Here is a 13,520-nt window from a genome sequence, read left to right on the forward strand (position 1 = left end):
TTGTTCACTCTTTATTAAAATATATTAGTAATTTGGAAGGTTAAATTGGTATCTTGCTCAGCTACTTGACCACTAAAAAAAACTTTATTGCCTAACTTAAATAAAGCAGGATCATGTAGTTCAATAGGCAAAATGGCTCCATTCATACAGGCTTTTAGCTGTTTTAAAGTGACTTTCTTTGCGGCCATTTCAATACTTCCCTTGACTGGGAAAAGATGGCTATTATGCATGGACAATGTACTTCCACCGATATTCGTGACCGATTGCGATAATTGAATATTGTTAAAAAAGCTGACAGGTAGCCAGATGTACCAACTTACAACTTCTGTATCTAATACCAACCGAACTTTGAATACTAAATAATCTAAAGGATCAGGTAAGAAATCAGACTTACACAGCTCGCCAAGGAGACTCGAACGCTCTTTAAATAGCAACTGCTGGATACCTTGCACCTGCCGTTGCAGTAAGCGCCCACATATTCTTGTTTCAGTAACACTTAATTCATGTGGGAGATCATCTACAGCATCGCTACTCATGGCAGGATTTAATACCCCCCCTAAGCATAAATCAGCAACTCGATGTGCACTTTGACAATCGAGTGCTAAGAACACCTCTTCGTCTGCCGGGATTAATGATGCACCTTTAACAAATACCCTTGGTAATTCTTCAAACCATACTTTAACGGCAGAGTATGAGCACGAATTAACTTCAATAGAAAATTGACTGTCATTAAAAAGTTGTGCTAGCTCTAACTCAAGTGCTTTATTTAGCTTTACGTTTGCGGCTGATTTCACCGCCGCACTGTAAGCCCTTTGCTCTATGGTTAAAGGCAACGTTTCAAGCGCCTCAGCCATGTTAGCTGTTATTAACTTGGCCATTGGCCGTCTAAAATTTTTCATAGCTGTTGCTTTTCCGTATCACTGTCATATTGCTTTGCTTGGTTAGGCTGAACTTGTAATTGCGCTAATAAATCAGCTTTTTTTTGCTCGCTTTTAGTTACCCACTCAATACCAACAAATTGTAGCTGTTCATTTACCACTTTAGAGTATTTAATAACTCCTGACAGGCGAGTCGATTTATTAAAAACCACAATGAGTCGTTTCGGTAATTTTTTTTCAGCCGCGAGCAGTAAACCTGCTCCGCCGAAGCTAACATCCTTAATCACGCCGCGGCAAATGTGGTAATTAAATAACCATGGATGCCTGAGACTAACCGCAATACCACTACGTTGTAACGAAAGTGGCAGATGCTCATCTTGTGTATTTAGTGCCCAACGCTTGTAACTGCGTTCGTTTTGATAGTCTTTATCCACTAATACCTATCCAAACGCATAACTGGTTTATTAGCTGTAGCTACATTAGCAGAGCTTTTTATCGGGTTTTCAATATTATCGTCTGCAAATAACGCATTAATTTTATCTTCAGCCCCGCGCGTAAGAATCAACAGCTCTACACGTCTATTTTCGCTAGCTGTTTTATTTTCTTTATTAATTAACCTAGTCGAGGAAAAGGCATTCACTTGCATAACCGTATCTATTGGCATGCCGCCAGCTGCCATTATTTGCCTAGCTTGTTGGGCACGTTCACCAGATAAATCCCAATTAGTGTAGTTTTGACTTTTAAATGCGCTCGCATCGCTATGACCTGAGATAATAATTTTATTATCAATGTTGCTGAATAGCCCTCCTAAATGAAGAAATAAATCTTCAAAAAAAGGTGACATAATTTTTTGAGACGGCGCAAACATTGTATGATTTTCGTCATCACGAATTATTACCCTCAAACCTGTGGGTACTTTTTCGACTAACAAATTGTTATGCAACAGCTCTTCTTTGGATAACTCTTCAAAACTTTTTAACAGTAAGCTTAGTTCTGAGGAAGCGGCAAATTCACTTTCAATAACAGAGTTCAATTTATCACCCTTACCAGCTAGTGGCGCATTATCCCCCTCAGGAACACGTAAGTACTCACTCATCCCTGGGCGTGGGTTATCTGGTGGCAGTCGGTTTGTCGCTTCATTATCTATAATAGAAGGTGAGCCACCTAAATCGACAGGGAAAGGGCTATTACCAGGTTCAAAAACCGAAGGGCTTCCATCTAATACTGAGTGTGTACGCATATAATGAGCAATGTCTTTTTTTTCAGCTTCATTAGTAATAGCCATGATCCATAACACCATAAAAAATGCCATCATAGCTAAGGTAAAATCGGCAAATGCAACTTTCCAAGCCCCACCATGCTTGCCGTCTGGTTTAGGCTTTCGACCTCGCTTTATAATAACTGGGTTAGTGTTACTCATTAGGCTGCTCTATTGTTTATCCACTGTTCCATGACAGTAAATGAAGGTTTCATTTCTTCATTTATTAATTTACGTCCTGAATCAGTTGCAACAATTGCCACGTGACCTTTTGCATGTGAGACTAACATTGCTCTAACACATTCAAGCATTGCCATTTGCCTTTTGACATATTGGTTCATAGCCGTTGATAGAGGTGCAATTAAACAGTAACAACCAAAAATACCTATGAATGTACCAACCAATGCTGCAGCAACATGGTAACCAATATCGCTAAGCGGACCATCAAGGTGCTGCATAGTTATAATAATTCCCCCAACCGCAGCTAAAATACCAAAGCCAGGCATTGCTTCTGCTATATCTCCTAACGCATAAGAAGGCTTGAGTTTTTGCTCTTCAATGGTATAAATTTCTTGCTCTAGCATGGCATCAAAATCATAAGCTGTAACCTTACCCATACTGTATAATCTAAGGTTATCGCAAATAAAGGTGACCAGTTGTGGAAACTCGGCTACACGAGGGTAAGCTAAAAAGATTGAACTTGTTTCAGGGTTTTCTACATGATCATCTAATGCTTTGATCCCTTTAGCGTGAACTAAATCGAGCAGTGAGTACATAACCATTAACAAGTCATGATAAAGCTCTGATGATGTTACCCCTTTGCTACTAAAGAGTTGATACTTTAATTGAGACAACATTTCTTTTAGCACATACTTAGAGTTACCTACTATCAAAGCCCCAATCCCTGCGCCAAAGATAATCAAAAATTCAGCTGGTTGCCACATGGTCGCTAAATTTCCACCAGCCATGGCATAACCACCTAATACGGTACCAAGCACCACCAGTAGACCTAATAATCTTTGCATCTTTGCTTCCTCGGTTATTAGTTGTGTTGAAGTTTACGGGTTAAGGCATCTAATGCCTGTTTATGTAATTGACAAACTCGTGCTTCAGTAAGATCAAGTGTCAAGGCAATTTCTTTCATGTTCATTTCGTGTGTGTAGTACAGTTGCAATAACAACTTATTTCTTGGTGGCATTGTTGCCATCGCTTTTTGCAACATTGAAGCTGATTCAACTTGGGCTAACTTTTCATCACTGGTATTACAATGTTGCAGCCCTTCTTCGAGCATGCTTTCAAAACTATCCATCGCTTCTGCTTGAGTAATATAATGCAGCTCAAGAAGTTCATCGGTATTGATACTAAGTGCGTCACATAACTCACTGTCTGTAGGCTCTCGACCTAGTTTTCGCATTAACGCACGTCCAACATCACGTAACTTATGAGACTGCTGTCGTAGATGCCGTGGACGCCAGTCAATACGACGAAACTCATCCAACATCGCGCCACGAATACGCTTAAAGGCGAATGCAGCAAACTTTTCATCTGTCTGTCTTCCATAGCGACGTATTGAAGAAAGTAAAGCAACTAAACCTATTTGTTGAAGATCGTCCGTATCAACCACTACACCCACTTGCGTTCGCATATGCGCTGCCGCACGTTTAACTAAATAAGCATAACGTGCTAATAGTTCACTTTCTTGCGCGCCAGTTATCGGGCTATCATTATTGTTATCTTGATCTGGCCATTGCTGCTGCACTAACATCACGCTTTCCTTATTGGATAAACACGTTAGTAATTAGAATATTATTCAACTCAAGCGATGACTTACCTTTTAAAACAGCGTTAAAATCAGCTAACAACGATTGTTGGACTTGCTCTATATCTTCAAAACCAGTTTTCATTTGCGCATGATTTAAATTGGCAAACTTTTTAACTAAAGCATTGCGAAATAACGGGGTATAAGTTTCTGCATCAACTATGTTCTGTTTGCTTGTTGCAAACGATAAACTGAGCTCCAATACTAAATATCGAGTGAAGTTTTCATCTGCAATACTTATGATAAAGCGATCCATGGCGTAGTAATGATCTGTTGCTTGCACGAGTTCATCACTGTTTTGTGAATCAGCACCGAAATCAAACCACTGGCCAGCAAAAAAAGCGCCTACCATGAGCATTACACCTATAACAGCTATAACTATTTTATTCACTCTTCATACTCCTAATGATTTTTAAACCAATCTATCTAACCAGCCACTTTCACTTAACGGCTTTGCTGCAGAGGGGGTCTCAACTTCTTCGATAAGGTGGTTATCCGTAATTTGTGTATCGGTATTATCCTGCGATTCATTTGACTGCTTTTGTTGATCGCTAATATCAACATTGACGCTCATTTGCCCATCTTGGGACAAGCTTTGGCGAAGCTGATCCAGTGTTTGTTGCATCGCTTCTCTAACTTGTGCGTTACTAGCTACTAACTGCACAGATGTTTTGTCCCCCTCGACACTTATTGAAATTTCAATACTACCTAGCTGAGGTGGATCTAACCGGATTTGTGCTCGTTGAATATGTTGACCTATTTGTAAGTTGACCTTATCACTAAGTACATGAAGTAACCGCTGACCCCATTGCTCTGTTGACCCGTTTAACTGCTCTTTGCGCCACTGTAAGCTACTTACTTGACTGTCTATCTGATTAAATAAGGTCGTATTTGGTTTACTATGAGCAGACTCTTTGTTGTCGGTGTTTAATCCATGTAATTGAGTCGCCGCTTTTAAAAACTCAAAATCATTAACTGTCTGTGATTTGGCATCTAAATTAAGTGCATTAAATGCTGACTTTTCTGCTGTAGGCTCTTTATTACTCGGGCCTTGCTGAAACATAAAGCGTTCAGTTAAATATTCATTTGCTAAGCCGCTGCTTAACCTGTTATATCTCGCTATTAAGGAGGCTGCAGTAAAATGTGTTTTGTCAGACATTGCACTGGCGTGAGCAACAAGTGATTGGTTACCCAACTGATAGAGGTTTTCAACTTGGCTTTTTAATAACGCCTCAACAGGTAGTTGGTTGCCCAACTGATTGGGATTTTCAGCTTGGTTTTTTAATAGCGCCTCAACTGATGGTTGGTTACCCAACTGATCAGGATTTTCAAATTGGCTTTTTAATAGCGGCTCAACAGATGGTTGGCTACCCAACTGATTGAGGTTTTCAGCTTGGGTTTTTAATAGCGCCTCAACTTGTGAAGTTGCTAGGTCACTGGCTGCTGACTCTTTATCAATTAGCACCATTTCTGCGGCTGTAGATTGATTCAGTGGCGATTTTGCTAACTTAGCCATATCACTATGATCAATATCAACTTCAGATATTTCTGCAGCTGACGTAAGCTCAACTACCGTCGCTTTACCACCGTTTCTTAGCTCATTTGTATATTGCTGCATATCGGCTAAATACATGCTTTGCACTAACGGTATAGATTCATCATGTCGATTTTCACTAGATTCTGAAATAATCGAATTTAGTATTTCACCCTCGTCACCAGCCACTATTTCGGAAAGAGTAAAATCAGCAAACTCTTGATTCTCACTCGCTGAGTTTGATTCTTTATAACCCTGATTGGCCTTGCTCTGTTGCTCTTCATCTATCAGTGACTCTGTTGGATCATGAAAATTTGACGACACACTATTAGACTTTATGTTGCCAGCAGTTGTTGGTGTACTTACCACTTGATAGTCTGAACGAAGTTGCATTACCATTAGCTGTCCCCTGACATCAATTGTTTGTAAGCAACAATACCTTCGCGATCATGTTGATGGCGTATCATTTTTTTCTCTAACTCATTTTGTTGTTCACTGATCAAGGCTATATTTTTTTTATACTGCGCTTTGAATTTAACCAGCTTTGGTGAGAAAGCAGCAAACCAAGGTGCTTGTTTAGCCTCTTCAATTAAAACAAGTAACTGACGATCAGCATCTCTTAGCTTTCCCCAATTTCTTTGCTCTATATAGCTAGACATCGATGCAAAAAGGGACTGCATCTGATGTTCTGCATGCTGTTGACTATTTAACATTGGTTTCACTTAATATTCTCACAAAAGCTATTAACTTCGTGCTTCATCACGGTCTATTCCTTTACTAAAGCAAAAATCGAACCAATCGATAACACATTGAATTTTAAGTTTATTTTTTACAGCAGGGATATTAGGCGGAAGCTGAACTTCCGCTTAACGGAAGCTCAGGAAATGGAGTTATCTATTTTCACATATAAAAAAACCAGTTGTGATTACAACTGGTTTCTTATCATAAATTAGCGCAAATTTAGTTACGCGACTTGCGAGCCTAGCCCTTTCCAGCCTTCTTGCAAGTTGGTCATTACAGTTCGAACCGAATCAAGATGGATTAAGTCGTTTTTAAGGCTTGCTTGAAGCAATGATTGGCCACAATGTTCGTATAAATTACGCATGTTGCCAGCAACTTCACCGCCTTTTTCTAAATCGAGTGATGCTTCTAAGCCACCTAAAATACGCATCATTTTTTCTATGCTTTCAGCTTTTTTGTCATAGCGTTTTTGGTTTATATGGCCTGTCACACGTTCTAACTCGTCTAAAAAGCCATCAAACAACATAAGTACTAACTTATGTATATCAGCACTGGCGGCACGCCCATCAACTGAGGTACTTTTGTAAGCTGAAAAACCATCATTTAAATCTAACATAATAACCCCCTAAAATTGCCCCATTGACGACTCAAGCTGCGCAATAGTTTGCTGCATTTGCGTAAATTGTGAGAGGTAGCGATTATACACCATCTCCATTGAATATTCATGGCGCTGTTGTTTTTCAACAACTAGATCAAGGCTCGCTTGTAGTGTGCCCTTTTTATCATTTATTAAACCATAACTTTTAGTATATGGCTCTACCCGTTCTTCTAACTTGGCCATTAGGCCACTTTCCCCAGTTAACATAGCCGCTAGCTGTTCAGGGTCGTTCGACATTGCCGCTTCTAGGCGTTCATTATCAATGGTTACATTGCCGTTTCGATCAAACTCAATACCGACTGAATATAATGTTTGCCCTTCAATAAGGCCTTGAAAGTCATTTTTTAATGAGCGCGCCAGACCGCCTGCCATACTGTCTCTCTTTAAGGCATCGCTATCTTCAATAGAACTGATTAAGGTATTAAATTTTTCAACAAAATTTTGGATGTTTTCTTTACTGCTTTGCTGATCTTGCGCCACCGATACATGCACTGGTGCATCGCCTGGCTGTTGCGCTTGACTTAAGGTAATAGTTACACCATCAATCACATCTTTCAACGTGTTACTCGTTGCTGTCACTGTTATGTTTGAATTTGCACCTAGTTTAACAATCGCATCTTGGCCGCTACTTAGTTCTTGCTGCCCTGCTATTGCAGCAGTTACTTCTGCGCCATTTGCATCTGCTCCGGGGGTAAAGCTTAAACTAATGGTATTAGCAGCGCCTGATTCCTCACTGGTCATCATTAAAAAAGTGTCATTACCTGAGCGCACTACGGTTGCTTTTACGCCGCTGTTATCAGCATGACTATTAATCGCATTTGCTACATCCTTTAAGCTAGGATCGGCACCCAGTGCAGAAAAATCTAGTGTAAACGACTCACCAGCTAGGTCAATAGTAAGCTCGCCATCAGTTGCCAACGCCTTATTAGGGTCAAAGCTGAGTGCCACTTGATGAGACTGGGCTAATTGCTCCACAAATACATCATATTCACCAGAAACTGCATCACCGCTGGCAGTCAAATTCATAGCAGATTCATTACTTGAGGTAGCGCTATTTGAAAGCAATGAACTATCTGCAGCTTGGCTATTTTTTAAATCATCAAGAAAGTCACTTAAATTACTTTTTAGGTGAGTAAAAGCCTCAATTTGCGCATTGAAAGCGTTGTATTTTGTATTTAATGCCTGATCTTTACCTTGTCGTTCAATTTGCGTGTATTGGCTTGCCAAATTTGCGGGGTCGATACCCAGGGCTGATAAACTCATTTTAATCTCCAAGCATTTTTATATATAAATACTTTGTCTAAAGTGCTTATTTATAAAAATAGCTACACCTGAGGTGTAGCTATTAAATTATCGTTGTAAAGTACTTACATACTTAACACTATTAGCTATTAACGAAGTAATGAGCCAATCATTTGCGTTGTGCTATTCGCTGTGCTTAGTACAGAAATACCCGAGTTCATTAATAACTGCTGCTTAGTCATGTTCGATGTTTCAGCAGCAAAATCAGCATCCATTAATTGACCTGCAGCAGCTTGCGTGTTTTCTTTCATGTTAGCTACGTTAGTCATTGTATGATCAAGGCGGTTCATAGATGCACCAAGCGTTGAGCGCGCAGTACCAATCTCGCTAATAATCGTATCAACAAAACCTATTTGAGCCTGTGCTTCAGCAACTGAGGCAATTTCACCTGCAGTAGCGCCTGCAGCATTAGATGCAGTAATGCCCGCAGTAACTGCATCTAGCTCTGCTTTAATATCGACATTTAATGTCTCAGCCGCACTTGCACCCACCTGAAAATTAACTCCAGTACCAATCGCAGCATCAAATTTACCACCAGTTAATAACTTAGTCCCATCACCAAAAGAGGTATTAGTCATTATATTTGTTAACTCTGCTGATAATGCAGCAAACTCAGAACTCTGTGCAGCCCATTCATCGGCACCGTTTGTATCACTAGCGCCTTGCGTAGCGAGCTCTTTCATGCGATAAGCAATATTCGTCATCTCATCAAACGCGCCTTCTGCTGTTTGCATCATCGACATCGCATTATTTCCGTTGTAGATACCCGCTTCTTGACCACGAACTTGTGCATTTAAGCGTGAAGCGATTTGTAGACCTGCTGCATCATCTTTTGCTGAGTTAATTTTAAAACCTGAACCTAAACGCTCTAGTGCGGTAGATAAGTCATTGTTACTACGGCTGAGCTGGTTTTGAATTGACATTGAAGCCATGTTTGATTGAATCGATAAAGCCATTTTCTTTTCCCTTTAATTTAATTAACGAAGTAATGAACCAATCATTTGAGTTGTGCTATTCGCTGTGCTTAGTACAGAAATACCCGAGTTCATTAATAACTGTTGCTTAGTCATATTCGACGTTTCAGCAGCAAAATCAGCATCCATTAATTGACCTGCAGCAGCTTGTGTGTTTTCTTTCATATTAGCTACGTTAGTCATTGTATGGTCAAGACGATTCATTGACGCACCAAGTGTTGAACGTGCAGTACCAATCTCACCAATTAAAGTATCAACAAAAGCAATTTGAGCTTGTGATGTTGCAACATCAGTAAATGCCGCTGTATTACCAATAGCTGTTGTTACTGCAGTCAGCTCACCAGAGATATCCACACCTAAGGTTTCAGCTGCACTCGCACCTACTTGGAATTCAACTGCTCCTGCAAATTTACCAGCTGTTAGTAGTGCAGTCCCATCACCAAAAGAGGTATTAGTCATTATATTTGTTAACTCTGAAGCAAGCGCAGTATATTCAGCACTCTGTGCAGTCCACTCTTCAGCACCATTCGTATCACTAGCGCCTTGCGTAGCGAGTTCTTTCATGCGGTAAGCAATATTCGTCATCTCATCAAACGCGCCTTCTGCTGTTTGCATCATCGACATCGCATTATTTCCGTTGTAGATACCCGCTTCTTGACCTCGTACTTGCGCATTTAAGCGTGAAGCGATTTGTAGACCTGCTGCATCATCTTTTGCTGAGTTAATTTTAAAACCTGAACCTAAACGCTCTAGTGCAGTAGATAAGTCGTTGTTACTACGGCTGAGCTGGTTTTGAATTGACATTGAAGCCATGTTTGATTGAATTGATAAAGCCATTGGTAATTCTCCTGCGAATTTTATTTAATTAACTTTCACTACTTAAGAGCGACTAATTTATAAAAAACTAAAATTTTTTTACGTTTATTTTGAAAAATAAAATTAGCCCCACAAAAATTAGCAGTTTAAATAATTGCTCTAGGAGGGTTTATATGTAATAGCTAGACTTGGCTTATAAAGAGCTTTATGAAAACGCAAGCTAAATAACCTGCGCTTATAACATCGAGGATAGGGACTTAGTAAAGAGAAAACCGAACTATGCTACGAGTAACATTTGCTTGCGCCATAATCGTAGCAATATTATTTGTGCCACTACTGAACATTTGCTCACTAATGCGATTACTATCATCGCTTAACTGCGAGTTTTGTTCTGCCGATGCTGCTTTTTCTATTTGCTCTAATTGACTGGCTAGTTCTTTACGCTGCGCTTGAATTTTAAATAAATTTGTTTTTAGTTGTTGTTGTACTTGTTTTATTTTATCACGGTGGGCTTGTATATTGCTGTTAGACTCAGCTATTTTCGCCAGTTGCTGTAGGGGGTTTTGTGGCTCTTCAAGTGGTACTGAAATAGGATTACCGGCCGCAACCCTAATTCCTTGACCACTCATGATCCAAGGCTCATCAAGTAAGCCGGCTTGATCTTTTGTTGCACTAAAAAGTAAACGATTATCACGTCCAAGCTCAACATTGATTTCCTGCTTATCAAAAGCACCTTGGATAGCTTCGAGGTTTTTAGCTTCACCTTGATTCGCAGGTAGATTAAGAATAACCGACTTGCCACTTCGACCCATTAACAACTGAATTCTTTCATCGTGAGGGCGCACTGATATTAAATCAATATTAGCATTGAGTTGACGTACGCTTAGACTATTTTCACTAGCTAGTTTTAGCTGTTTATTTAAGCCACTACCTGGTTGTGCCGCCAATTGCTGTAACAGGTTAACTTTTGATTGAATGTTTGCCTGCTGCATTACTTGTGGTATGTCTGTTGCGGCTTGGGTATTTAGCTGTTTTGCAAGCTTATCCAAAGCATTGAACATTTGTTTTAAGGTCACTTCACTATGCTCAGTTTGGGCTAAAGCTTGACTCAACTGTCCTCTAATAGACCAACGTGATAAAACAGCGACTTGTTCCTGCTTAGCGGTAACTTTATTGATTGCCTGATTTTCTGGACGTTCTTTTGCCTGAGTAACGAACGGCTCAGACTTAGCCATATTTATAGCTTCTGGCGCGTGGGTTTTTTCGCTACTTTTGACAAGCATAGTAAAAGATACCTATTTTAGAGCTAAATTAAATCAATGAAAATAACGATAATGAAGTTACATTAGAATATACTTTCATCGAAGACTCGTATGCAGCCATTGATTCGTTCATTTTAATATAAGCTTCAGGATAATCTACGGAGCTAATATCGTCACGTAAATTAGTCGTAAAAGTGGTAATATCTTGATTACTTGTAGCAAGCGAGTCAAGAGAGGCCATAATACCACCTATTTGAGTTATCTCGCCGGTAATCGTGCCTAAAAATCCTGACAACTTGTCCATCATAGCTCGTGACTGCACTCCCACTCCTGTTGCTGGTGGATTGGCAATATCGACAAGGTAATTTTTCATCGCATTTAAAAAATCAGCACTTGGGTCTAATTTATCGCCTGTGATATTACTGGCTACACTTGAATCAGCTGATACCGCGACTTCACGTACACCATCGTCACCATTATAAGCATAATCACCGGCACCGTTTAACTCGAACGGCTTGGTGTCTGTTTGGCTGCCTGAGAAAAAGTATTTACCTTCACTGTCTGTAGCATTAAGTAAATCAACAATACCTGGGAAAATAACTGCCATTTCTTGACCAAGAGCTTTTAACTCCTCTGTGCCCATTGAGCCATCTGCAGCCGTGGTGATTAATCCCTGCAATGAGTATATTTGATTAACAATTCCAGTTAACTGCACCTCTTGCTGACCTAAAGTAAAATTAGCTGCATCCATGTTGGCTTCATACTGTGATAGCGATTCCAGCTCTGACTCCAAGTTTAGCAACATTACAGCCCCTAAAGGGTCATCAGAGGGCTTTGTAATTCGTTGGTTCGTTGCTAACTGCACTGCTGCTTCATTATAACGCTCTGTATTATATTGAATATTTTTTATGGAGTTTATGTGAAACTGATGACTACTTATGCGCATAATATTCTCGCTTAAAACATATTCAATAATGAATCAAAAATTTGATCTGCGGTGGTGATCACTTTCGCATTGGCATTATACATTTGCTGAAAATGCATTAGACTTGCAGCCTCTTCATCAAGGTTAACACCACTTATGCTGTCTCTTGCGAGTATCGCACTGTCATTTAAGGTAACGGATGTAGCAATACTATTTTGATTTTGTTTACTAGAAATTGCCAAGTCACCCACTATATAAGTAAATGCACTACCACTATTAGCAATGGCTGACACTATATTAGCTACATTGCCATTATCGCCAGGGCCCCCAGAAGGTAAACCTAATTCATTACCCGTTAAGGCAAGTTTTTCGGCAGTCATACCAGGGTTTATCGTAATAGAGCCTAATGGGTTCAATGGGTTGTATTCAAATAAATCTATGCCAGCGTCACCATTTAAGTCAAACCCTTGTGCAAGTGCTGTATTTATATCATCAGCAAAGTTTTTAACTAATGAATTTAAGCTATCTAATGTCGGTTGAATTACTTGTGTATCAGCACTTATTAGGCCGCCGAAGCGTCCACCAACTTGCTCAGTTAATTTAAAGCTTTGATTAAGTAAAGTTGCTGTTACTGTGGTACCACTCACACTAACCTTTGCAGCTTTATTACCAATAACTAATGGAGCACCGCTGAGTGTACTAATATCAATACTGCCATCATCATGCTCAATCACCGCGATACCAATTGATTTAGATAACTCGCCGACTAAACGCTCACGGTTATCTTTTAGCTCAGCCGTGGGTAAGTTTTTTGCCTGAGCTTGAGTAATTTGATGGTTAACTTCAGCAATCTCAGCAGTAGTTGAACTGGTATTAAGCCCTAAGTTACTCATTTCTAAACTCAACTTACTTATCTGGCCTTCTAATGCACCATCCATTTGTGCTAAATCTTGTAATAAGGACTCAGATGTTGCTATTACTTGCTGACGGTAAGCTAAAGAGTCGGGCTTAGTCGCTGCGGCATTAAGCGCATTACTAATTTCGCCAACCCCATCATTAAAATTCAATGAGTCGGTACCAATCACCTGCTCAATATAACCTAAATAGCTTTGTTTGCCTTGGTAATAACCTAAATCTGAGCTGGTACGCCAAATATCATCATTTAAAAATGCATCAACAATACGCTCAACACTTGAAACGTTAACTCCACCTAATGGCGAGCCTACCGTCTCAAAACGAGCTGTCTGGCGAGAATAACTATCAACAGCAGCGTTAGCAACATTTTGTCCTGCAACAATCATAGCAACATTTGCTGCATTGAGCCCACTTAGAGCATTACTTATCATTGACATG

At 39.9% G+C, this 13,520-nt stretch carries 15 protein-coding genes; all 15 read right to left on the reverse strand.

What is annotated here, in order from left to right:
* Positions 1-14: 14 nt before the first annotated feature.
* The 15 genes from NQT69_RS05545 to flgK all read right to left on the reverse strand — a co-directional run bounded on the left by NQT69_RS05545 (position 15) and on the right by flgK (position 13,519).
* Positions 15-899, reverse strand: coding sequence for a FliM/FliN family flagellar motor switch protein (locus NQT69_RS05545; RefSeq protein WP_256826669.1), 885 nt, complete (start codon positions 897-899; stop codon positions 15-17).
* Positions 896-1,312 carry a PilZ domain-containing protein gene (locus NQT69_RS05550; protein ID WP_256826670.1) on the reverse strand — a complete coding sequence of 139 codons (417 nt, stop codon included), beginning with the start codon at positions 1,310-1,312 and terminating at the stop codon, positions 896-898. Before NQT69_RS05550 ends, NQT69_RS05545 begins: the two co-directional genes overlap by 4 nt.
* Positions 1,312-2,298 (reverse strand): flagellar motor protein MotB, encoded by a 987-nt coding sequence (locus tag NQT69_RS05555; RefSeq protein ID WP_256826671.1) that lies wholly within the window; start codon positions 2,296-2,298, stop codon positions 1,312-1,314. The genes NQT69_RS05550 and NQT69_RS05555 overlap by 1 nt, the downstream gene beginning before the upstream one ends.
* Positions 2,298-3,161, reverse strand: coding sequence for a flagellar motor stator protein MotA (gene motA / locus NQT69_RS05560; RefSeq protein ID WP_256826672.1), 864 nt, complete (start codon positions 3,159-3,161; stop codon positions 2,298-2,300). The genes NQT69_RS05555 and motA overlap by 1 nt, the downstream gene beginning before the upstream one ends.
* Before the next feature lie 17 nt (positions 3,162-3,178).
* The gene (locus tag NQT69_RS05565) at positions 3,179-3,901 is read right to left on the reverse strand and encodes a FliA/WhiG family RNA polymerase sigma factor (protein ID WP_256826673.1); all 723 of its coding nucleotides are present in this window, start codon (positions 3,899-3,901) and stop codon (positions 3,179-3,181) included.
* Between the two features lie 10 nt (positions 3,902-3,911).
* Positions 3,912-4,346, reverse strand: coding sequence for a flagellar basal body-associated FliL family protein (locus tag NQT69_RS05570; protein WP_256826674.1), 435 nt, complete (start codon positions 4,344-4,346; stop codon positions 3,912-3,914).
* A gap of 21 nt (positions 4,347-4,367) precedes the next feature.
* Positions 4,368-5,888, reverse strand: a complete 1,521-nt coding sequence (locus NQT69_RS05575) for a flagellar hook-length control protein FliK (RefSeq protein ID WP_256826675.1) — start codon at positions 5,886-5,888, stop codon at positions 4,368-4,370.
* On the reverse strand, positions 5,888-6,202 hold the full coding sequence (locus NQT69_RS05580) for a hypothetical protein (RefSeq protein WP_256826676.1): 315 nt from the start codon (positions 6,200-6,202) through the stop codon (positions 5,888-5,890). The genes NQT69_RS05575 and NQT69_RS05580 overlap by 1 nt, the downstream gene beginning before the upstream one ends.
* 251 nt (positions 6,203-6,453) lie before the next feature.
* A complete protein-coding gene (gene fliS / locus NQT69_RS05585; RefSeq protein ID WP_256826677.1) occupies positions 6,454-6,846 on the reverse strand; it encodes a flagellar export chaperone FliS in 393 nt (130 codons plus the stop codon).
* 9 nt (positions 6,847-6,855) lie between these two features.
* Positions 6,856-8,151: a flagellar filament capping protein FliD gene (gene fliD / locus NQT69_RS05590; RefSeq protein ID WP_256826678.1), complete on the reverse strand. Its 1,296-nt coding sequence runs from the start codon at positions 8,149-8,151 to the stop codon at positions 6,856-6,858.
* 128 nt (positions 8,152-8,279) lie between these two features.
* A complete protein-coding gene (locus NQT69_RS05595; RefSeq protein WP_256826679.1) occupies positions 8,280-9,146 on the reverse strand; it encodes a flagellin N-terminal helical domain-containing protein in 867 nt (288 codons plus the stop codon).
* A gap of 21 nt (positions 9,147-9,167) precedes the next feature.
* Complete coding sequence (locus NQT69_RS05600) at positions 9,168-10,001, reverse strand: flagellin N-terminal helical domain-containing protein (protein ID WP_256826680.1); 834 nt, start codon at positions 9,999-10,001, stop codon at positions 9,168-9,170.
* A gap of 236 nt (positions 10,002-10,237) precedes the next feature.
* On the reverse strand, positions 10,238-11,263 hold the full coding sequence (locus tag NQT69_RS05605) for a flagellin (protein ID WP_256826681.1): 1,026 nt from the start codon (positions 11,261-11,263) through the stop codon (positions 10,238-10,240).
* A 28-nt stretch (positions 11,264-11,291) separates the two neighbouring features.
* A complete protein-coding gene (gene flgL / locus NQT69_RS05610; RefSeq protein ID WP_256826682.1) occupies positions 11,292-12,188 on the reverse strand; it encodes a flagellar hook-associated protein FlgL in 897 nt (298 codons plus the stop codon).
* 11 nt (positions 12,189-12,199) lie between these two features.
* Positions 12,200-13,519 carry a flagellar hook-associated protein FlgK gene (gene flgK, locus NQT69_RS05615; RefSeq protein WP_256826683.1) on the reverse strand — a complete coding sequence of 440 codons (1,320 nt, stop codon included), beginning with the start codon at positions 13,517-13,519 and terminating at the stop codon, positions 12,200-12,202.
* Position 13,520: the final 1 nt, after the last annotated feature.

The sequence above is a fragment of the Pseudoalteromonas shioyasakiensis genome (assembly GCF_024518675.1).
Lineage (GTDB): Bacteria > Pseudomonadota > Gammaproteobacteria > Enterobacterales > Alteromonadaceae > Pseudoalteromonas > Pseudoalteromonas shioyasakiensis_B.

Bases quoted from the DNA above. Each gene is read 5' to 3' on its own strand.
- NQT69_RS05545 (WP_256826669.1), bottom strand. From the start codon at position 899: ATGAAAAATTTTAGACGGCCAATGGCCAAGTTAATAACAGCTAACATG.
- NQT69_RS05555 (WP_256826671.1), bottom strand. From the start codon at position 2,298: ATGAGTAACACTAACCCAGTTATTATAAAGCGAGGTCGAAAGCCTAAA.
- motA (WP_256826672.1), bottom strand. From the start codon at position 3,161: ATGCAAAGATTATTAGGTCTACTGGTGGTGCTTGGTACCGTATTAGGT.
- NQT69_RS05565 (WP_256826673.1), bottom strand. From the start codon at position 3,901: ATGTTAGTGCAGCAGCAATGGCCAGATCAAGATAACAATAATGATAGC.
- NQT69_RS05575 (WP_256826675.1), bottom strand. From the start codon at position 5,888: ATGGTAATGCAACTTCGTTCAGACTATCAAGTGGTAAGTACACCAACA.
- NQT69_RS05580 (WP_256826676.1), bottom strand. From the start codon at position 6,202: ATGTTAAATAGTCAACAGCATGCAGAACATCAGATGCAGTCCCTTTTT.
- fliS (WP_256826677.1), bottom strand. From the start codon at position 6,846: ATGTTAGATTTAAATGATGGTTTTTCAGCTTACAAAAGTACCTCAGTT.
- fliD (WP_256826678.1), bottom strand. From the start codon at position 8,151: ATGAGTTTATCAGCCCTGGGTATCGACCCCGCAAATTTGGCAAGCCAA.
- NQT69_RS05595 (WP_256826679.1), bottom strand. From the start codon at position 9,146: ATGGCTTTATCGATTCAATCAAACATGGCTTCAATGTCAATTCAAAAC.
- NQT69_RS05600 (WP_256826680.1), bottom strand. From the start codon at position 10,001: ATGGCTTTATCAATTCAATCAAACATGGCTTCAATGTCAATTCAAAAC.
- NQT69_RS05605 (WP_256826681.1), bottom strand. From the start codon at position 11,263: ATGCTTGTCAAAAGTAGCGAAAAAACCCACGCGCCAGAAGCTATAAAT.
- flgL (WP_256826682.1), bottom strand. From the start codon at position 12,188: ATGCGCATAAGTAGTCATCAGTTTCACATAAACTCCATAAAAAATATT.
- flgK (WP_256826683.1), bottom strand. From the start codon at position 13,519: ATGTCAATGATAAGTAATGCTCTAAGTGGGCTCAATGCAGCAAATGTT.